General features: G+C 58.4%; 19 protein-coding genes. All 19 read left to right on the top strand.

Features of this window, described 5'->3' with window-relative positions; all coding sequences use genetic code 11:
• Position 1: 1 nt before the first annotated feature.
• The 19 genes from MTP39_RS07370 to MTP39_RS07455 all read left to right on the top strand — a co-directional run bounded on the left by MTP39_RS07370 (position 2) and on the right by MTP39_RS07455 (position 18,735).
• On the top strand, positions 2-1,321 hold the full coding sequence (locus MTP39_RS07370; RefSeq protein WP_249240011.1) for a carboxyl transferase domain-containing protein: 1,320 nt from the start codon (positions 2-4) through the stop codon (positions 1,319-1,321).
• A gap of 51 nt (positions 1,322-1,372) precedes the next feature.
• Entirely contained in the window at positions 1,373-1,750 is a 378-nt protein-coding gene (locus MTP39_RS07375) for a biotin/lipoyl-containing protein (protein ID WP_249240012.1), read from the top strand.
• A gap of 16 nt (positions 1,751-1,766) precedes the next feature.
• Positions 1,767-3,170 (top strand): oxaloacetate decarboxylase subunit alpha, encoded by a 1,404-nt coding sequence (locus tag MTP39_RS07380; protein WP_249240013.1) that lies wholly within the window; start codon positions 1,767-1,769, stop codon positions 3,168-3,170.
• Positions 3,171-3,366: 196 nt separating this feature from the next.
• Complete coding sequence (locus MTP39_RS07385; protein WP_055184463.1) at positions 3,367-3,708, top strand: DDE transposase family protein; 342 nt, start codon at positions 3,367-3,369, stop codon at positions 3,706-3,708.
• Between the two features lie 277 nt (positions 3,709-3,985).
• Positions 3,986-4,864, top strand: a complete 879-nt coding sequence (locus MTP39_RS07390) for a YicC/YloC family endoribonuclease (protein WP_249240014.1) — start codon at positions 3,986-3,988, stop codon at positions 4,862-4,864.
• 18 nt (positions 4,865-4,882) lie between these two features.
• Positions 4,883-5,161 (top strand): DUF370 domain-containing protein, encoded by a 279-nt coding sequence (locus MTP39_RS07395; RefSeq protein WP_055184460.1) that lies wholly within the window; start codon positions 4,883-4,885, stop codon positions 5,159-5,161.
• Complete coding sequence (gene gmk / locus MTP39_RS07400; protein ID WP_249240015.1) at positions 5,151-5,723, top strand: guanylate kinase; 573 nt, start codon at positions 5,151-5,153, stop codon at positions 5,721-5,723. The genes MTP39_RS07395 and gmk overlap by 11 nt, the downstream gene beginning before the upstream one ends.
• Before the next feature lie 28 nt (positions 5,724-5,751).
• Positions 5,752-8,013 (top strand): replication restart helicase PriA, encoded by a 2,262-nt coding sequence (gene priA / locus MTP39_RS07405; protein ID WP_249240016.1) that lies wholly within the window; start codon positions 5,752-5,754, stop codon positions 8,011-8,013.
• 15 nt (positions 8,014-8,028) lie between these two features.
• Positions 8,029-8,868, top strand: a complete 840-nt coding sequence (locus MTP39_RS07410) for a GIY-YIG nuclease family protein (RefSeq protein WP_249240017.1) — start codon at positions 8,029-8,031, stop codon at positions 8,866-8,868.
• Between the two features lie 23 nt (positions 8,869-8,891).
• Positions 8,892-9,428 (top strand): peptide deformylase, encoded by a 537-nt coding sequence (gene def, locus MTP39_RS07415; RefSeq protein WP_005926004.1) that lies wholly within the window; start codon positions 8,892-8,894, stop codon positions 9,426-9,428.
• Positions 9,428-10,348, top strand: a complete 921-nt coding sequence (fmt, locus tag MTP39_RS07420; RefSeq protein ID WP_249240018.1) for a methionyl-tRNA formyltransferase — start codon at positions 9,428-9,430, stop codon at positions 10,346-10,348. The genes def and fmt overlap by 1 nt, the downstream gene beginning before the upstream one ends.
• Positions 10,348-11,679, top strand: a complete 1,332-nt coding sequence (rsmB, locus tag MTP39_RS07425) for a 16S rRNA (cytosine(967)-C(5))-methyltransferase RsmB (RefSeq protein ID WP_249240019.1) — start codon at positions 10,348-10,350, stop codon at positions 11,677-11,679. Before fmt ends, rsmB begins: the two co-directional genes overlap by 1 nt.
• A gap of 41 nt (positions 11,680-11,720) precedes the next feature.
• The gene (gene rlmN, locus MTP39_RS07430; protein ID WP_055184449.1) at positions 11,721-12,761 is read left to right on the top strand and encodes a 23S rRNA (adenine(2503)-C(2))-methyltransferase RlmN; all 1,041 of its coding nucleotides are present in this window, start codon (positions 11,721-11,723) and stop codon (positions 12,759-12,761) included.
• A 16-nt stretch (positions 12,762-12,777) separates the two neighbouring features.
• Positions 12,778-13,527 (top strand): Stp1/IreP family PP2C-type Ser/Thr phosphatase, encoded by a 750-nt coding sequence (locus MTP39_RS07435; RefSeq protein ID WP_249240020.1) that lies wholly within the window; start codon positions 12,778-12,780, stop codon positions 13,525-13,527.
• Entirely contained in the window at positions 13,520-15,403 is a 1,884-nt protein-coding gene (pknB, locus tag MTP39_RS07440; protein ID WP_249240021.1) for a Stk1 family PASTA domain-containing Ser/Thr kinase, read from the top strand. The genes MTP39_RS07435 and pknB overlap by 8 nt, the downstream gene beginning before the upstream one ends.
• A 12-nt stretch (positions 15,404-15,415) precedes the next feature.
• Positions 15,416-16,294, top strand: coding sequence for a ribosome small subunit-dependent GTPase A (gene rsgA / locus MTP39_RS07445; RefSeq protein ID WP_249240022.1), 879 nt, complete (start codon positions 15,416-15,418; stop codon positions 16,292-16,294).
• A gap of 18 nt (positions 16,295-16,312) precedes the next feature.
• Positions 16,313-16,948 carry a thiamine diphosphokinase gene (locus MTP39_RS07450; protein ID WP_249240023.1) on the top strand — a complete coding sequence of 212 codons (636 nt, stop codon included), beginning with the start codon at positions 16,313-16,315 and terminating at the stop codon, positions 16,946-16,948.
• 70 nt (positions 16,949-17,018) lie between these two features.
• Positions 17,019-17,099: a stage V sporulation protein SpoVM gene (gene spoVM, locus MTP39_RS14095; protein WP_015538484.1), complete on the top strand. Its 81-nt coding sequence runs from the start codon at positions 17,019-17,021 to the stop codon at positions 17,097-17,099.
• A 118-nt stretch (positions 17,100-17,217) separates the two neighbouring features.
• Positions 17,218-18,735 carry a DUF3794 domain-containing protein gene (locus MTP39_RS07455; protein ID WP_249240024.1) on the top strand — a complete coding sequence of 506 codons (1,518 nt, stop codon included), beginning with the start codon at positions 17,218-17,220 and terminating at the stop codon, positions 18,733-18,735.
• The last annotated feature ends 114 nt before the right edge of the window (positions 18,736-18,849 follow it).

The following is an 18,849-nucleotide window of genomic DNA, read 5'->3' on the forward strand; positions in this document are numbered from 1 at the left end:
TATGGCTTCAAAGATCAATAAGGGAGAAATCCTCGCCAAGTTCTTCGATGACGGGGAATACACTGCGCTGTTTGCTGATGGTGCAGTGAGCGCTGCCTGCGGCTATGCTGCAGGTCAGCAGGCTTACGCTGTTTATCAGAACGGCGAGGCTGTCACCGTAAAGGATGTTGAAAAGAACATCAAGGTTCTGGAAATGGCTGCACAGACCGGCTGCCCGGTGGTCACCTTCTATAACTCGGTAGGTGCAAAGCTGGCCGAGGGTCTAGATGTGCTGACTGCCAGTGCAAAGCTGAATGCACAGATCGCAAAGGTCTCCGGCGTTGTTCCGCAGGTGGCCGTTGTTCTGGGTGTCTGCGGCGGCACCAGCGCTCTGAGCGCTGCCAACGCAGACGTCTGCATCATGACCGAGGGCGCAGAGCTGTTCTTCACCGCTCCGTTCACCTCCGCTGCCAAGGGCGATAAGGTCGCCGATGCAGGCAGCGCCGCTGCTGCCGCCAAGGCAGGCGTGGCTTCCATCGTGGCAGCCGATGCCGCAGAGGCTGCTGAAAAGGCTGCTCACATCGTGGGTCTGCTGCCCGCCAACAACCTGACCGGCCCGGCTATCTTCGAGTTCGAGCAGCCCACCGCTGTTCTGGCTGCCGGTGCCGAGCCCGCAAAGGCTGCTGCCGCTGTGATCGATAAGGACAGCGCCGTGGAGCTGTACGCAGGCTTTGGCAAGTCTGTCTACACCGCATTTGCAACCATCGGCGGCAACGCTGTGGGCGTTGTGGCAACCGGCAAGCAGCTGTGCCACAACTGCGTAGCCAAGGCTTCCCGCTTTGTGCGCCTGTGCGATGCCTTCAGTGTACCTGTGGTCACCATCGTGGATACTGAGGGCTTTGTGCCCAGCGTCACCGATGACGTGGCTGGCGGCATCCGCGAGGCTGCCCGTCTGGCTGCTACCTACGCCGATGCTACCACCGCAAAGGTGGCAGTGCTGGCCGGTAAGGCTGTGGGCCCTGTGTACACCACTTTGGCTGCTGCCGACCTGCGCATTGCTGTGACCGGCTGCACCGTCAGCGCACTGGAGCCCAGCGCCGCTGTCAGCGTGCTGTACAAGGATGAGATCGATGCTTCCGACAACATCATTGCTGCCACCAAGGCAAAGACTGCTGCTTACACCGCTGAGGTGTGCAGCGCTGCCAGCGCAGTGGCTGCCGGTGCTGCCGATATGAGCTGCGATGCCGCCAATGTGCGCGCCAGCGTTGTGGCTGCACTGGAGCTGCTGAGCACCAAGCGCGCCGCTCGCCTGCCCAAGAAGCACGGCAATATGGCCCTGTAAGCGTCCGAATGTAAGTTAATTGAGTTCGATTTTGAATTGGAGGATCCTTCCATGAAGTACTACAATATTACTGTCAATGGTGTTGCTTACAGCGTTTCCGTTGAGGAAACCGCCGCAGGCGCTGCTCCTGTTGCTGCTCCCGTTGCAGCACCCGCCGCACCCAAGGCCGCTCCCGCACCCGCAGCTGCTCCCAAGGCAGCCGCTGGTGCCGCCGGTGCTGTTGCCGTTAAGGCTCCCATGCCCGGCAACATTCTGGATGTCAAGGTCGCTGCCGGTGCTTCTGTCAAGGCCGGCGACGTGCTGGTCATCCTCGAGGCCATGAAGATGGAGAACGAAATCGTTGCTCCGCAGGATGGCACCGTGGCTTCCATCAACGTGAACAAGGGCGATACCGTCAACTCCGGTGACGTTCTGGTTTCCATGAACTAAGGAAGAGGTGACTACCATGGCAAAAAAGCCGATCAAGGTGACCGAGGTCGTCCTGCGTGATGCGCACCAGTCTTTGCTGGCTACCCGTATGACCATGGACGAGATGCGCCCCATCCTGCCCGAAATGGACAAGATCAACTACTTCTCCGTGGAGTGCTGGGGCGGCGCTACGTTCGACAGCTGCATCCGCTTCCTGGACGAGGATCCTTGGGAGCGTCTGCGCATCCTGCGCAAGGAGCTGCCGCACCAGAAGCTGCAGATGCTGTTCCGCGGCCAGAACATGCTGGGCTACCGTCCCTACGCAGATGACGCGGTGGAGTACTTTGTACAGAAGTCCGTTGCCAACGGCATCGACGTCATCCGCATCTTCGACGCTCTGAACGACCCCCGCAATTTGCAGACTGCAATCAAGTCTGCCAACAAGGAGGGCGCTCATGTACAGGGCTGTATCAGCTACACCCTGAGCCCCGTGCACAACAACGAGTATTTTGCAGCCTACGCCAAGACTTTGGAGGAGATGGGCGCAAACTCCATCTGCATCAAGGATATGGCCGGTCTGCTCACCCCCTATACCTGCTATGATCTGGTCAAGAAGCTGAAGGAGACCGTCAGCATCCCTGTGGATATCCACAGCCACTACACTGCTGGTCTGGCTTCCATGTCCATCCTCAAGGGCATCGAGGCAGGAGCCGACATCATTGATACCGCCATGAGCCCCCTGAGCCTTGGCACCAGCCACATGCCCACCGAGAGCTTGGTGGCTGCCCTGCAGGGCACCGACTACGACACTGGTCTGGATCTGAAGCAGCTGAATGTCGTGCGCGCTTACTTTGCAAAGCTGCGCGAAAAGTACATCGCCAACGGCCAGATCAGCCCCAAGAGTCTGGGCGTGGATGCCAACACTTTGCTGTATCAGGTGCCGGGCGGCATGTTCTCCAATATGCTCAAGCAGCTGAAGGATGCTGGCAAGGAAGATAAGCTGGACGAAGTGCTGGCCGAGATCCCCCGCGTCCGTGAGGATGCAGGCTATCCGCCGCTGGTCACCCCCACCAGCCAGATCGTTGGCACGCAGGCTGTGTTCAACGTGATCCTGGGTGAGCGCTACAAGATGGTCACCAAGGAGTTCAAGGGTCTGGTCCACGGCGACTACGGCAAGACTCCCGCTCCTATCAAGCCTGAGTTCACCAAGAAGATCCTTGGCGACGAGCAGCCCATTACCTGCCGCTTTGCCGACACGCTGGCTCCCGAGATGGACAAGCTGAAGGCCGAGGCTGCTAAGTGGGCAACGCAGGAAGAGGACGTGCTGACCTACGCCATGTTCCCGCAGGTCGCTCCCAAGTTCTTCGATAAGCGCAATGCTAAAAAGCAGGGCGTGGACGGCGATCATGTGGACTACACCAACCAGTCTCATCCTGTCTGATCAATAAGTTCCTTTCAAGACTGCTGCACAAAATGCTGTGCAGCAGTCTTTTTTGTGCATCCGGCAAAGGTGCAGGGCGTACTCTGTGGGGGTAGTACTGGAAAAACTTCTGCTTACGCATTGACTTGCCGCCCAATACCTTTTATAATGGTTGGTATAGCCGTACAATACAACAAAAGATGTGGAGGAAAATGCTATGCGAAGCATCCCGGAGCAGCGCATTGCTGAGTTTCAGGAGCAGGACTATCAACTGTATTTTGGCATTTCGAAGCTGGAATTTGACCGGATGCTCCAGGCCCTGCATGAGGCTTACCGTCAGGAGCACAAGCGCAAGACCCGCTTTACCAAGATCTCTATGATGGATAAACTCATCCTGACCTTGATCTATCGCTACGAGTACCGCACGATGGAAAGCATTGCCAAGGAGTACGAGGTCTCTCTGGATACCATTGCTGACAACATCCATTGGGTGGAGCGCACGCTGCTTAACGCGGATATCCTGCAAACCAGTGTGACCTGCGTTTATAAGACGAACTGACATTATAACCCTGCGTGAAAACGCGGGGTTATAATTTTTATAGGAAACATTGCACGAAAAGGCGATATCTGCTGATGCCATGTTATTTTGGCTGTTGCCAAGCATGTAGCAGCAAAAATGGCCACTGCGTTTTTTGCGCGGATGTAGTCTGCACCTTGAATTTTTCAGAAAAGAATAGTAAAATGATGTTATATGTATCGTAACATGGGCTTGTGTGCCCAAAGCGGATACCTATACAGAAAAACCGAAGTTAAACCGCAAAAGAATAGGAGCTAGTATGATCTTAAGCATGACCGGTTTCGGCAGAGGGACTGCCGTGCTCAATGGCCGCGAGATCACTGTGGAGCTGCGCAGCGTGAACTCCCGCTATTTCGAGTATTCCTCCCGCATCCCACGCACCTGCAGTTCTCTGGACAGCCGCCTGAAAAAACAGCTCAACCAGCGGATCTCCCGCGGCAAGGTGGAGCTTAGCATGACCGTGCAGAACGTGGACGCAGCAGATACCGTGGTCGCCGTCAATATGGAGCTTGCCCGCAGTTATCAGCAGGCCATGCGGGACTTGTCCGAGCAGCTTGGGGTCAAAAATGATGTGTCCACCGCCGTTCTGACCCGCTTCCCGGATGTGTTGACCACCCGCCACGCCGATGTGGACGAGGAGCAGCTGTGGCAGGATGTGTCTGCCGTCACCGCGCAGGCGCTGGATCGTTTTGTGGAGATGCGCGCCGCCGAGGGTGCCAAGATGAAGGCCGATGTGGAAAGCCGCCTTGTGTTTCTGGAAGAGTGTGTCGGCAAGGTGGAAGCTTTGAGCGCAGGCCGAGTAGAGAACTACACCAACCGCCTGTACGAAAAGCTCAAGGTCATCCTGCAGGATCGTGACATTGATGATGCCCGTGTGCTGACCGAGGCCGCCATCTTTGGCGATAAGACCGCCGTGGATGAGGAGACTGTCCGTCTGCGCAGCCACATCGCACAGTACCGCGATATCCTGCAGCTGGACGAGCCCGTGGGCCGTAAGCTGGATTTCCTGACGCAGGAGTTGAACCGCGAGACCAATACCATTGGCTCAAAGTGTCAGGATCTGGACATCACCCGCATCGTGGTGGATATGAAAGCGGAGATCGAAAAGATCCGTGAGCAGATCCAGAATCTGGAATAATATGTTGTGGAGGAGCCTATGAAACTCATCAACATCGGCTTTGGCAATATGGTCAGTGCGGGGCGCGTGGTGGCAGTCGTCAGCCCGGACTCTGCACCGGTCAAGCGTCTGGTGAAGGAAGCGCGGGAGCGCGGAATGCTGATCGATGCCTCTTACGGCCGCAGCACCCGGGCAGTGCTCATCATGGACTCCGATCATGTCGTGCTGTCCGCTCTTCAGCCCGAAACGGTGGCAAGCCGCGCCGCAGGGCAGGAGGGCAGAACATCAATGGAGGAAGAAGCATCTCATGGCGAATGATAAATTTCTGTTTGTAGTTTCCGGCGCAGCCGGTACCGGCAAGGACAGCGTGGTCAAGGCACTGCGCGAGGCACACCCCGAGATCGAAAAGACCGTCTCTGCCACCACCCGCGCCCCGCGCCCCGGCGAGCAGGAGGGTGTGGATTACTACTACCGCACCCGTGAGCAGTTCCAGCAGCTGCTGGAGAGCGATCAGGTGGTGGAGCACAACTTCTATAATGGCAATTACTACGGCACCCTGAAGTCCGAGGTGGAAAAGCGGCTGGAGGCCGGTAAGGTGGTCGTGCTGGTCATTGACGTGCACGGTGCTGCCAATATCCGCCGGATGTTCCCGGGCGCTACCACCGTATTCCTGCTGCCGCCCTCTGTGGAGGAGCTGGAGCATCGCCTACGCGGCCGCGGAACCGAGACCGAGGAAAGTATTCAGGAACGTCTCGCCACCGCCCGGCAGGAGCTGGCCGAGCAGGATAAGTTTACCGTAAAGCTGGTCAATAATCAGATCGAGCCTTGCGCAGCAGAGCTGTATCAGGTCATCTGCCAGCGTGCCGGGCTGCAGGGCTGAAAAATCAAGCGTTGAAGGAGTTGGACGAATGCCCAAAACGGTAGGTGTTGCCGTCAGCAATGCGACCTTCCATTTTGATAAGCTGTATACCTACGCCGTTCTGCCGGAACATCAGAATGCGGTGCGTCTGGGCAGCATGGTGCTGATACCCTTTGGCAAGGGCAGCCGCGCCCGCATGGGCGTGGTGCTGACCTGCGATGCCGAGCCGGAGCACTCCAAGCTGAAATATCTGTTCGATGTAGCCCCGGCCTCGGCCTGTCTGACCCCGGAGCTGCTGCGGCTGGTGCATTTCTTAAAGGAACGCACCTTCTGCACCTACTATGAGGCCGTCAAGGCGGTCATTCCGTATGGTGCGCAGTATAAGCCCGCCGTGGCGGCAGACGGTGTGACCCCGGTGCTGCAAAAGCAGCTTACCCGCCACACTGAAAACGCCTATAAGCTTGTGGGAACGCTGCCGCAAAAGCCAAAGCCTACGGCAAAACAGCTGGCGGCGGTGGCATTGCTGAGCGGCGGCCCTCGCGCCCTGAACGAGTTGGAGGATAAGGGTATCAGCCGCGCGGTGCTGGATAACCTGTGCACCAAGGGTGTGCTGGAATGCAGCAAGGTGAATAAGTCCATCGACCTGTACGCTTCCATCCCGCTCCGTAACGACCCCATCACCCTCACCGAACAGCAGCAGGCCGCCTACGATACACTGCTGCCCAAGTTAGAAGATGCCGCACCCCATTCGGCGCTGCTGTATGGTGTGACCGGCAGCGGCAAGACGCTTGTGTTTTTAAAGCTGATTTCCCGCTGTCTGGAGCTTGGCCGCAAGGCGCTGGTGCTGGTGCCGGAGATCAGCCTGACCCCGCAGATGATCCTGCGGTTAAAAGGGCAGTTCGGCCGCCGCGTGGCAGTGCAGCACTCCGCGCTCAACCACACTGAGCGCCTGCTGCAATGGCAGATGATCCAGGACGGCGGTGCAGATATCGTGGTTGGTACCCGCAGCGCGGTGTTTTCACCGCTGGAAAATATCGGCCTTATCATCATTGACGAGGAGCAGGAGCACACCTACCGGTCGGAATCCGCACCGCGCTACTCCGCCCACGAGGTCGCCCGGCAGCGTGCCGCCGAAAACGGCGCACTGCTGCTTCTGGCCAGCGCCACCCCCAGCACCGAAAGCTTCTACGCTGCGCAGAACGGACGTACCCAGCTGGTGCGCCTGACCAAGCGCTACGGCGGCAACCCGCTGCCCAGCGTGCAGATCGTGGATATGCGGGCAGAACTGGCTGCGGGCAACCCCCGGGAGATCAGCCTTGCGCTGGAGGATGCCATCCGCCGCAATCTGGACGCAGAAAAGCAGACCATTCTTCTGCTCAATCGCCGGGGCTACCAGACCATTGCCCAGTGCGAGGACTGCCGCGAGGTGCTCAAGTGCCCCAAGTGCAGCGTGCCCATGGTGTACCACAAATCTGCCCGCAAGGTGCTGTGCCACTATTGCGGCTCCCAGCAGGAGCCGCCGCCCACCCTTTGCCCGGCCTGCGGCGGTAAATTGCAATACCGTGGCTTCGGCACTCAGAAAGCCGAAGAGGAACTGGCAAAGCTCTTCCCGGAGGCGCGGGTGCTGCGCATGGATCAGGACTCCACTGCCGCCAAGGACGCCCACGAAAAGCTGCTTGCCAAATTTGCAGCACATGAATACGACATCATGGTGGGCACCCAGATGGTGGCAAAAGGTCTGGATTTCGAGGACGTGACCCTTGTGGGTGTGCTGGGCATTGATTCGCTGCTGTTCGCGCAGGGCTTCCGTGCATACGAGAACGTGTTCAGCCTGATCACACAGGTGGTGGGACGCAGCGGCCGCGCAAAAGAGCCCGGCTTTGCCATCATCCAGACCACCGACCCGGACAATCCGGTGCTCACCCTTGCCGCCGCACAGGATTACGACGCCTTCTACGAGCAGGAGATCGCCTACCGCAAGCTGGGCCTGTATCCGCCCTTCTGCGGGCTGTGCGTCATCGGCTTTGCCGGTGCAAAGGAGAACGAGGTGGCGCGTGCCGCTGCCCGGTTCTCGGTGCTTTTAGGGCAGCAGGCTGCCAAGCAGCCGGATCTGCCCCTGCGCATTCTGGGTCCTACGCCCGGCAGCATTGAAAAGATTAACGATACCTACCGCTATAAGCTTACCGTCAAGTGCCGCAACGACCGCCGCTTCCGCGACCTTGTGCGTGCTGCACTGGCACTGTACGAAAAAGAAAAACTGCCGTCCAAGGCATCGGTCGTGGTAGACCTGCACTCGGATGGTGACATCTGAACGGTGGATTGTAAAATGGATAAAATACGCATTAATGATATTCTGAACTTTAGTAAAGAAGAAATACCAAATGTTCGCGTGAAATTCAATATTTACAATGGTTACGATGATCCGTTGGAACTTTATAAAACCGACCCGGATGAGGTAAATATCGACTGGTTTTTGTGGCGTGACCGCCGCCGCTATTTTAGTGTAGGACAAACGGCGATCTGCTTTTTAAAAATCGGAAATGATACATGGCTCATGACGTGTATCAAGACGATAACCGGGGAGAAAAAAGTTGATGAAATAAATGGCGGTGTTGGTTATGAGGCGCAGGATGATGCCCGTTACGGGAAATATTTCGGGCGGCTTGTTTTGCGTTATCATAATCCCTGCCGTACAATGGGGCGCACCTATGCGTCAGTAATGGACGAGTTGGAAGTTCTTGAGATTTTGAACGATCAGTTCACTGGCGAGGATTTTCCGGGTTATGAAAATGTACGGCTGAGTTATCGGCAATTGAAAAATGTGATCGACCGGCACCTTCCGGGATGGATCGCAGCGCTGCAAAACCAGAAAGCGGTCTATCTGATTACGGACAACAAGACCGGTAAATTATATGTTGGCTCTGCCACATCGCAAACAGGAATGCTTCTCCAACGATGGTCAAACTATATTGCTGATGGCCATGGTGGAAACGAAGCATTGAAAGAGCTCGTAAAAAAGCAGGGCTTCGATTATGTAAAAGAAAATTTCCAGTATTCTATCCTTGAAAACTATAATGCACGGATGGATGACGAATACATTTTGAGACGTGAGTCCTGGTGGAAAGAAACACTTCGGACAAGAGAGTTTGGATACAATAAGAATTAAAAGCTTGATTTGGAGGTACCATTATGGCTATCCGTAATATTGTTAAAGAAGGCGACCCCATCCTGAACAAGGTCTGCCGCCCTGTGACCAATTTTGATGACCGTCTGGCCACCCTGCTGGACGATATGCGCGAGACTATGATCGCCGCCGATGGCGTGGGTCTGGCTGGCCCGCAGGTGGGCATGATGCGCCGCCTGTTCGTGGTGTGGGACACCACCGATGCCCCGGAGGAGATCCCCGAAGATTACGAGTACAAGTTCATTGATTTCGTCAATCCCGAGATTCTTGCCGTTTCCGAGGAAGAGGAGACCGCCTACGAGGGCTGCCTGTCCTTCCCGGGGCATAACGGCGCTGTGACCCGCCCGGTCGCCGTCAAGGTGCGTGCACAGGACCGCAACGGCGAATGGTTCGAGTTGGAAGCCGACGGCCTGCTGGGTCGCTGCATCCAGCACGAGAACGACCATCTGGACGGCATCACTATCATGGAGTCCAGCGAGTACTTCTATGAGGATACCGAGGAAGGCAAAAAGGCCGCCCGCGAAGCGAAAGGAAACAACTGATGCGCATTTTATTCATGGGCACGCCGGATATTGCTGCCGAGTGCCTGAAAGCCCTGTATGCCGCCGGGCACGATATCTGTGCCGTGTACACCCGGCGGGATAAGCCGGTTGGCCGCAAGCAGGTGCTCACCGCACCGCCGGTCAAGGAGGTGGCTCTGGAGCACGGAACACCCGTGTTCCAGCCCCGCACCCTGCGGGACGGCAGCGAGGATGAAAACATCCGCGTTCTTGCCCCGGAACTGATCGTGGTGGTGGCCTATGGCTGCATCCTGCCGAAGTCCGTGCTGGAACTGCCCCGCTACGGCTGCATCAACCTGCACGTTTCGCTGCTGCCGAAGTATCGCGGCAGCGCTCCGGTGCAGTGGTCTGTGCTGAACGGTGACGCCGAGACCGGCGTTTCCATCATGCAGATGGACGAGGGTCTGGATACCGGCGATGTACTGTACTGCAAAAAGATTACCATCGACCCTGAGGAGACCAGCGGCGAACTGTTTGACCGTGTTACCGCTGTGGGTGCCAAAGCCCTGTGTGAAACCATTCCCCAGATCGCCGCAGGCACTCTGACCGCTGTGCCGCAGCAGCACGAAAACGCAACCCTTGCCCCCATGCTGAACAAGGAGATGGCAGAGTTCCACCTGACCGACACTGCCACCCATATCCACAACTGGGTGCGCGGCATGAATCCCTGGCCGGGTGCGTGGTTCATCACCTCCGGCGGCAAAAAGCTTAAGGTGATGTCCTGCCGCGTGGCTGCCGCCAATGGCGAAGCCCCCGGCACGGTGCTGGCCACAAAGCCCCTGACCGTAGCCTGCGGTGAGGGTGCTATCCAACTGCTGGAGGTCGTACCGGAGGGCAAAAAGCCCATGGACGGTACCGCCTTTGCAGCGGGTCTGCGCCTGAAAACGGGGGATAGCCTCTGATGGCCGCAAATCCGCGTGCGGCGGCAGTCGCCGCACTGGTACGGCAGGAGCAGGACGGCTTTTCCAATCTGGTGCTGGACGCAGAACTCAAGCGCCAGAAGCTGGAAGGCCGGGATAAGGCTTTTGCAAGTGCCATTTTCTACACCGTGCTGGAGCATCGCGGCACGCTGGACTATATTCTGGAGCAGTTTCTGCCCAAGGGTCTGGCAAAGCTGGATGCACCCGTGCGGGAAATTTTGCGTGCTGCACTGGCACAGGCACGCTATATGCAGGTGCCTGTCTCCGCTGCGGTGAACGAGGCGGTCAAGCTGACCCGCACCTTTAAAAAATCCAGCGCCTCCGGCCTTGTCAATGCTGTGCTGCGCAAGGCCTGCGGTTATGATTTAGACGCTGTCGTCTTTACAGACGAGATCCAGCGCCTGATGGTTTTAGGCTCTGCCGGGCGGGATGTGGCAGAATTTCTCCACAAAAATTACCCGGATGAAGCACTGGGCATCCTGACCTATCAGGCCGATGGCGGTTTGACCAGCCTGCGTGCAAACCCCCTCAAGGCCAGCGCTGCGAAACTGTGCGCGCTGCTTACAGAGCAGGGCACAGCAGAGGCGCGGCAGGGTATTGTGCCCGGCAGTGTGCTGGCACGATTTGCCGGCAGTCCGGCAGACAACGAGCTGTTCCGGCAGGGGTACTACCATGTGGAGGGGCAGGCCAGCCAGCTGGCAGCTCTCTGCGTGGGTGCAGCTCCCGGCGAGACGGTGCTGGACCTGTGCGCTGCCCCCGGCGGCAAGACGATTTTGCTGGCCGAGCAGATGCAGGGTGCAGGAGAGCTGTACAGCTGCGATGCAGCAGAGAACCGTGTGGGGCTGATCCGCACCGCTGTGGACCGCATGGGCTTTACCGGGGTGCATACCCTTTGTAATGATGCCACCAAGCCGAACCCTGCACTGCCCATGGCAGACCGCATCCTGACGGATGTGCCTTGCAGCGGCTTGGGCATTCTGGCAAAAAAGCCGGATCTGCGCTATAAAAAGCTGGAAGCTACCCGGCAGGCAGAGCTGCTTGCCACGCAGGCGGCAATTCTGGATACGGCTGCGGCACTGCTCAAGGCGGGCGGGCGGCTGGTCTATTCCACCTGCACCATCGACCCGGCAGAAAATCAGCAGCAGATCGCAGCCTTTTTGCAGCACCACCCGGAATTTGCGGTCTGCGCACCGGATGTGCCGCTGCCCGCCGGAATGACGGCAGGGGAGCACGGCTGCCTCTCGGTGCCCACCCGCACCGGCATGGACGGCTTTTTCCTGTGCGTGCTGCAAAAAGCCGCCGGAACACAATAAGCACGACCCTTGCGGGTCGTATCCTCTTATAGGAGAACAGAATGGAACAAAAACGCTGTATTTCTTCCCTGACGCTGGCAGAATTGACTGCTGAATTGAAAGCGCTGGGACAGCCGGGTTTTCGGGCAAAGCAGATCTTCCACTGGGTACACCAGAAACTGGTCACCGAGTTTTCTGCCATGACCGACCAGCCCAAGACCCTGCTGGCAAAGCTGGAAGAAACCTTTTATATCGCTGCACCGCAGATCGAGCGCCGTCAGGAGGCTAAAGACGGTACTGTGAAGTATCTGCTGCGCATGGCAGACGGCAACTGCATTGAGACTGTTGTTATGCGTTACCACTACGGCAATACCGTGTGCGTGTCCACGCAGGTGGGCTGCCGCATGGGCTGCCGGTTCTGCGCCTCCACACAGGCAGGGCGGGTGCGCAACCTTGAAGCAGGCGAGATCTGCTCCGAGATCTACACTGCCCAGAAGGATATCGGCGAGCGCATCTCCCATATCGTGCTCATGGGCATCGGCGAGCCACTGGATAACTTTGACGAAGTGATGCGCTTTTTGGAGAATATCACCTCGCCCGAGGGCGTCAATATCGGCATGCGCAATATCAGCCTTTCCACCTGCGGCCTTGTGCCTAAGATCGACCAGCTGGCGGAAAAAAAGCTGCAGCTCACCCTTTCCATCTCGCTGCACGCACCCACAAACCAGATCCGCAGCAGCATGATGCCGGTCAACGATGCCTACCCGGTGGAGCAGCTGATCCAGACCGTGCGCCGGTATCAGGAGACCACCGGCCGCCGGGTCAGCTTTGAATATTCCATGGTGCGCGGTGTCAATGATTCTGATGTCTGCGCAAAGCAGCTGGCAGACCTGATCCGGGGCATGGGTGCTCATGTAAATCTGATCCCCATCAACCCAGTGGACGGTAGTCCGTACTCCGCTACGGATGCAGCCAATGTGCGCAGATTCCAGCAAAAGCTCGAAAGCCTTGGCGTAAACGCCACGGTGCGCCGCCGCCTTGGCAGCGAAATCAGCGCCGCCTGCGGCCAGCTGCGCCGCGACGAAATGAACGGCAAGGCATAAATAGAGGGAGAAACCTATGAAACTTGCAGGAAAAACGGATGTAGGACGCGTCCGGCAGGACAATCAGGATGATTACCGTGCAGGAGAGCTGCCCGGCGATGCAGCATGGGCGCTGGTATGCGATGGCATGGGCGGCGCACGCGGCGGGCGTGAGGCTTCGCAGTGTGCGTGCAGCGTTATCGAGCGCTGCTTTCAGGAGCAGTACAGCCAGTGCATCCCCGGCGAAGAGGAGACTTTTTTAAAAAAAGCGCTGCTCAGCGCCAACCGCTATGTGTTCCAGAAGGCACTGCGGGAGGAGTCTCTGGCTGGAATGGGCACTACCGCTGTCTGCGCTCTGGTGCGCGGCGGCAAGGCCTATCTGAGCCACGCGGGCGATTCCCGCGCCTACCTCTACCGGGACGGTAAGCTGGCGCAGCTGACCCACGATCACTCCTATGTGCAGGAGCTTGTGGACTGCGGCACCATCACACAGGAGCAGGCAGAGCATCACCCGCAGAAAAACATCATCACCCGGGCGCTGGGCGTGGATTACCGGCTGGAGCCGGAGTTCACCACCGTGGCGCTGCGGGCAGGGGATGTTCTGCTGCTGTGCACGGACGGTCTGACCAATGCCGTACCCACGGAGCAGCTGGAGCAGTTGTTGCGCAGCGGGTCTTTTTACGACCTGCCGGATGCTCTGATCCGCACCGCTAACGAAAACGGCGGCCCGGATAACATCACCGCCCTGCTGGTGGGGGTAGAGCCGATGGAGGTGCGCCATGGATAACCTGATCGGTAAAAGACTGGACGGCCTGTACGAGGTACAGGAGCTGATCGGCTCCGGCGGCATGGCAAATGTGTATAAGGCAGTCATGCGGGGGCAAAACGGCCCCGTACCCGCCGGGACTGTGGTGGCCGTTAAGGTGCTGCGGCAGGAATATATGCACGACCCGGACCTTGTGCGCCGCTTCAAGAACGAATCCAAGGCCATCTCGCTGCTGAACCACCCCAATATCGTCAAGGTATATGATGTTTCGGTCAACGACCATCTGCAATATATCGTTATGGAGTATGTGGACGGCATGACCTTGCGGGAGTACCTCAATGAGCGGGGCGGTAAGCTTTCCAGCAGGGAGACCGTACACTTCATCTCTCAGATCCTCAAAGCGCTGGAGCACGCCCACGCCAACGGCATCGTGCACCGGGATATCAAGCCCCAGAACATTATGCTGCTGGACAATGGCCAGCTGCGCATGATGGACTTCGGTATTGCCCGCATTTCCCGGGCAGATAACCAGATGCTGGCCGGCAAGGCGATGGGCAGTGTGCATTATATCAGCCCGGAACAGGCAAAGGGGGACGAGACCGACCGCACCAGCGACATCTACTCGGTAGGTGTTATGATGTACGAGATGCTCTCTGGTCATCTGCCCTTTGATGCAGATGACGTGGTAGAGGTTGCCATCAAGCAGATCTCGGACGAGCCCCGCTCGCTGCACGAGCTGGCACCGGAGGTGCCCTATGCGCTGGTGGAGATCACGGAAAAGGCCATGGCAAAGCTCCCCCAGAACCGCTACCCCTCGGCACGGGCGATGCTGGAAGCACTGGATACCTATGTGCAGAACCCCTCCGTGTTGTTTGAATATCAGTATATTACAGAAGAAGCACCCGAAAAGGTGGTGAAACGTACCATGAATCAGAACCGCGCGATCCGTCAGAACGAACAGCCCGCCCCCCGCAAAAACGGCAAAAGCAAGCCGGGTAAAAAGCGCCGTACCGTCTTTTTGCCTGCATTGTTCGGTATCACCATTGCCTTTGCACTGGCCTGCATGGCGCTGTGCTGGATGATCCTGAACGACTCCTCCAACCTGATGAACAACAAGGCCGATGTCACCCTTGGGGACTATATCGGCATGACCAAGGATCAGGCCATGGCCACGGATCAGATCGCATCCGGCCAGATCTCCCCGGAGTGGGAAGAAGAGTATAACAGCAACTATGCCGCCGGTTATATCTATAAGCAGTCGCCGGTGTCCGGCCGCACCGTCCGCGAGGGACAAAGCGTGACTTTGACCGTTAGTCTTGGTACCCAGTATGTCACTGTGCCGGATCTGACCAACTATGTGCAGACCGATGCCGAACAGCAGCTCAAGGCACTGGGCGTTTCGGTGCTGGTCACGCAGGCTGTGGATACCACCGTGGCTTCCGGCGCGGTCATCCGCACCGACCCTGCCGCCGGTACGCAGGTAGCGGCAGGCTCTACGGTCATCCTTTATATCAGCCGTCCGCAGGTGTCCACCACCACTAAGGTGCCCTCCCTTACCGGCATGAGCGTGAATGATGCCCGCACCCTGCTGGTGCAGAACCATCTGGGTCTTGGCAGCCAGAGCGAAGAATACAGCGACCAGCCCGCAGGTACAGTGCTCAGCCAGAACCCGGCGGCAGGTGCTACCGCAAAGCTGAACAGCCGCGTAAACGTTGTGGTCAGCGCAGGCGCTGCACCGGTACAGGAACCGGAGCAGCCTGGCGGTGACGGCACTTCCGGCACCACGGGCGAAGGCTCTACCGGCGGCGAGAGCACCGGCGGCAGCAGCGAGCCGAGCTCCAGCAGCAGCTCCACAGGCGGCGGTATTCTGGACTGGTGGTCCTCGCTGCTGGGCTGACGGAGGATGTGCATGAACGGTTATATCATAAAAGGCATTGGCGGCTTTTACTATGTAAAAACGCCGGATGGCATCGTGGAGTGCAAACCCCGCGGCATTTTCCGCAAACAGAAGATTACCCCTGTGGCAGGGGATGAGGTGATGCTGGAAACCGAGAACGGCGCAGCGGTTATTGCACAGATCGCCCCCCGCAAAAACGTTTTTGTGCGCCCGCCAGTGGCAAATCTGGATGTGCTGTTCCTTGTGGCCAGCACCACCCAGCCTACCCCCAGCACGCTGGTGCTGGATAAGCTTTCGGCCATTGCGGTGGATAAGGGCGTGCAGCCGGTGGTGGTGTGCACCAAAAGCGACCTTGCCGAGGCGGATTTTCTGGCAAATGCCTACGCAAAATCCACCCTGCCGTTTATCCGTATCGACTACGAAAGCGGTGCAGGGCTGGACGAAGTAAAACAGTGGATCAACGGCAGATTGTGCGCCTTCTGCGGCAACTCCGGCGTGGGTAAATCCACCCTGCTGAACGCGCTGCTGCCGGACGCTGCCCGCGAGACCAGCGCCATCAGCCAGAAGCTGGGGCGCGGCCGCCACACCACCCGCGAGGTGACCATCTTTGAAGCTTACGGCGGACGCATTGCCGACACCCCGGGCTTTGCCAGTCTGGAGGCGAACCGTGCAGGGTTCATCCCCAAGGAGAATCTGGAGCACGCCTTCCCGGAATTTGGCCCTTATCTGGGTCAGTGCCAGTTTACCGGCTGCTCCCACCGCAGCGAAAAAGGCTGTGCTGTGCGGGCGGCGCTGGCAGAGGGCAGGCTTTCCCAGACACGGTACGACAGTTATTGCGCCATGTATGACGAAGTAAAGGATGTCAAGGATTGGCAGCGCCCGAAAGTGTAATACGGAAGGAAGAATAAAATGTCCCGTTGTGTGATCCTTTCCGCCTGCCCGGTGCAGCCGGAGCTCAGGCACCTGCTGCGCAGCGATGATTTTATCATTGCCTGCGATGCGGGCTACCGCAACTGCGCGCGGCTGGGCTGCAAGCCGGATATCATCGTAGGCGATTTTGATTCCGCTCCCTGTCCGCAGCAGGATCAGGACGATATCGTGGTACTGCCCCACGTCAAGGACGACACCGATACCGAGTATGCCGCAAAGCTTGCTGCGCAAAAGGGTTTTGACGAGGTGCTTTTGCTGGGCGCACTGGGCGGCAAGCGGGTGGAGCACACCCTTGCAAACCTGTGCACCGGCCTTGGGCTGGAACAGCGCGGCATCCGCGCCGCCTTGCAGGACGAGCGCTCCCGCATCACCTTTGTGCTGCCGGGCGAGAGCCGCTGCTACCCCAAGGAGGAGTTTTTCTACTTCTCGGCCTTCCCAATGGAGGGGCGCGCCGAGGGCGTGTGCGAAAAAGGCTCCTTCTATGAGCTGGAAGATGCCGTGCTCACAGCAGGCTATCCGCTGGGTGTGAGCAACGAGTACGCCGAAGGCTCAAGCTGCATCACTGTCAGCACCCGGCAGGGTGCACTTGTGGTGGTGGAGACCATCGCAGATTGAACCCATCCCGGAACATTTTTGCCTGCCAGACGCTATAATGGGTTAAACATGAGCGAAAGGCGGGGTGGAGATGCAGGTAGTGGTCATTCGCAGCCCGAAAGCGCTGTGCGGCATTCTGCGCAAGCTGTTCGGCATCCGCAAAGAGAACTGAATCCATAAAAGGCCGGTGTGTGGCAGCTGCTGCACACCGGCCTTTTGCTGTCGGCATACCGCCGCCTGCCGCCGCATACACTCTTACGGAAACGGACAGGGAAAGGAGCGCACTGCACATGGAACTGAAGATATTCCGGGACACGCTGCCGCAGGGCGGGGCAGGCTGTACCGTAAAAGCAGAACTTCCGCTGGAGACCGAGATCCGCATCTCGGACGATCTGCCGCCGGTGGGCAAGCTGGTCAAGTGCTTTGTCCGCCCGGTGGTGCTTCAACGGCAGCTGCAGCCGGGCAGGCTTACCTTAGAGGGCTATCTGCGCTGCACGGTGTTTTACCAGAGCGAAACAGAAAAAGGCCTGTGCCAAACCGAGCAAAAACTGCCCTTCACCCGGCAGCTGGAACTGCCGGAGCTTGCATTTACCGCATGGACAGCCGTTGTGGAGGGACAGACCGAATACCTTAATACCCGTGCGGCAGACCCGCGCCGCATCGAGGTACGGGGAGCCTACGGGCTGGTGGTCACGGTGCATACCCAATGTAAGACCGAGGTCATCACCGCACTGGCAGATGGCGGCATCGAGCAGCAGCTGCGCACACTACAAGGCGTGCGCAGCGTGGCGGTGCTGGATAAGCTGGTCACCTTGGAAGGCGAACTGGTCTTTGCAAAGCCCCCGGCGGCTGTACTGGATATTACCGGCAACGCCTGTGTGGCAGAGGTAAAGCTGCTTGCCGGAAAGGCTGTGGTTAAGGGCGAGCTGCGGGTGCAGTGTGCATGGCGGGCAGAAGGGGACACTGCCCTGCAAAGTCAGGCGGCGGCACTGCCTTTCCAGCAGGTGATAGATTTAGAGGGCATCACCGAAGACTGCCGCTGCTTATGCGTGGCAGAGCCGGTTGGTTTTACCTTGTCACAGGCAGAAAGCGCCGCCGCCCAGCTGACGGCAAACGTCATGCTGCATCTGCGGGCATGGCGCAGCTACCAGCTACAAGTGGCGGTGGATGCTTTTTCCACCCGGTTTGAAACAGAGCTTACGCCGCAGCCGCTCGTCACAGAGCAGTTGCTCTGCACCCTGAACGATACCGCTACCACCACAGGCTCCGGTCCGCTGCCGGATGCAGGGGCGCAGCTGCGAGCCTGCTTTGTACACTACGGCCCCCAGCAGACCATCCAAAAAGGGGAGGGCTGGGTGCTTTCCGCAAAAGCGGTGGTAACGGCTCTTGCAGAGAATACCCTCGGCGAGCTGGAAAGCTACGAGAAAACCTTGGAGGTCAATATTCCTCTGCCCATTACGCCGCCGGAGGGAACGGTACTTGTACCGGAATGCTGGCTGAGCACCGAGAACGTGCAATGCACCTGTGCGGGCGGTACGCTGGAAGCCACCATTACCGTGCGGGCAGAGGGTACGATCTTGGGCTGTACCACCAGCCCAGTCATTGGCAGCATCACTCTTGGTGACCCGCTGCCCGATACCGACCCTGAGATCGCACTGCGGATCTACTATGCGCAGGCGGGGGAGGAGGTGTTCGCAGTGGCACGGCGGTTCCATGTGGCTCCGGCGCAGATCCTTGCGGCAAACCAACTGGAAGAGGAACTTTCCAGTCTACCACAGGCACAGCGGCTGCTGATCCCGGTCACCTGAGCCGCAAACTTAACTGTACCCCTTTCCCGGACGGCACAAGCTGCCGCGCCGGGGGAGGGGGTGTTTTTTGTCCGTACTGCGTAGAAAATGCAGCGGAAAGCATTACTAAAAGTC

Source organism: Faecalibacterium sp. I3-3-33, from assembly GCF_023347295.1.
Classification (GTDB): Bacteria; Bacillota; Clostridia; order Oscillospirales; family Ruminococcaceae; genus Faecalibacterium.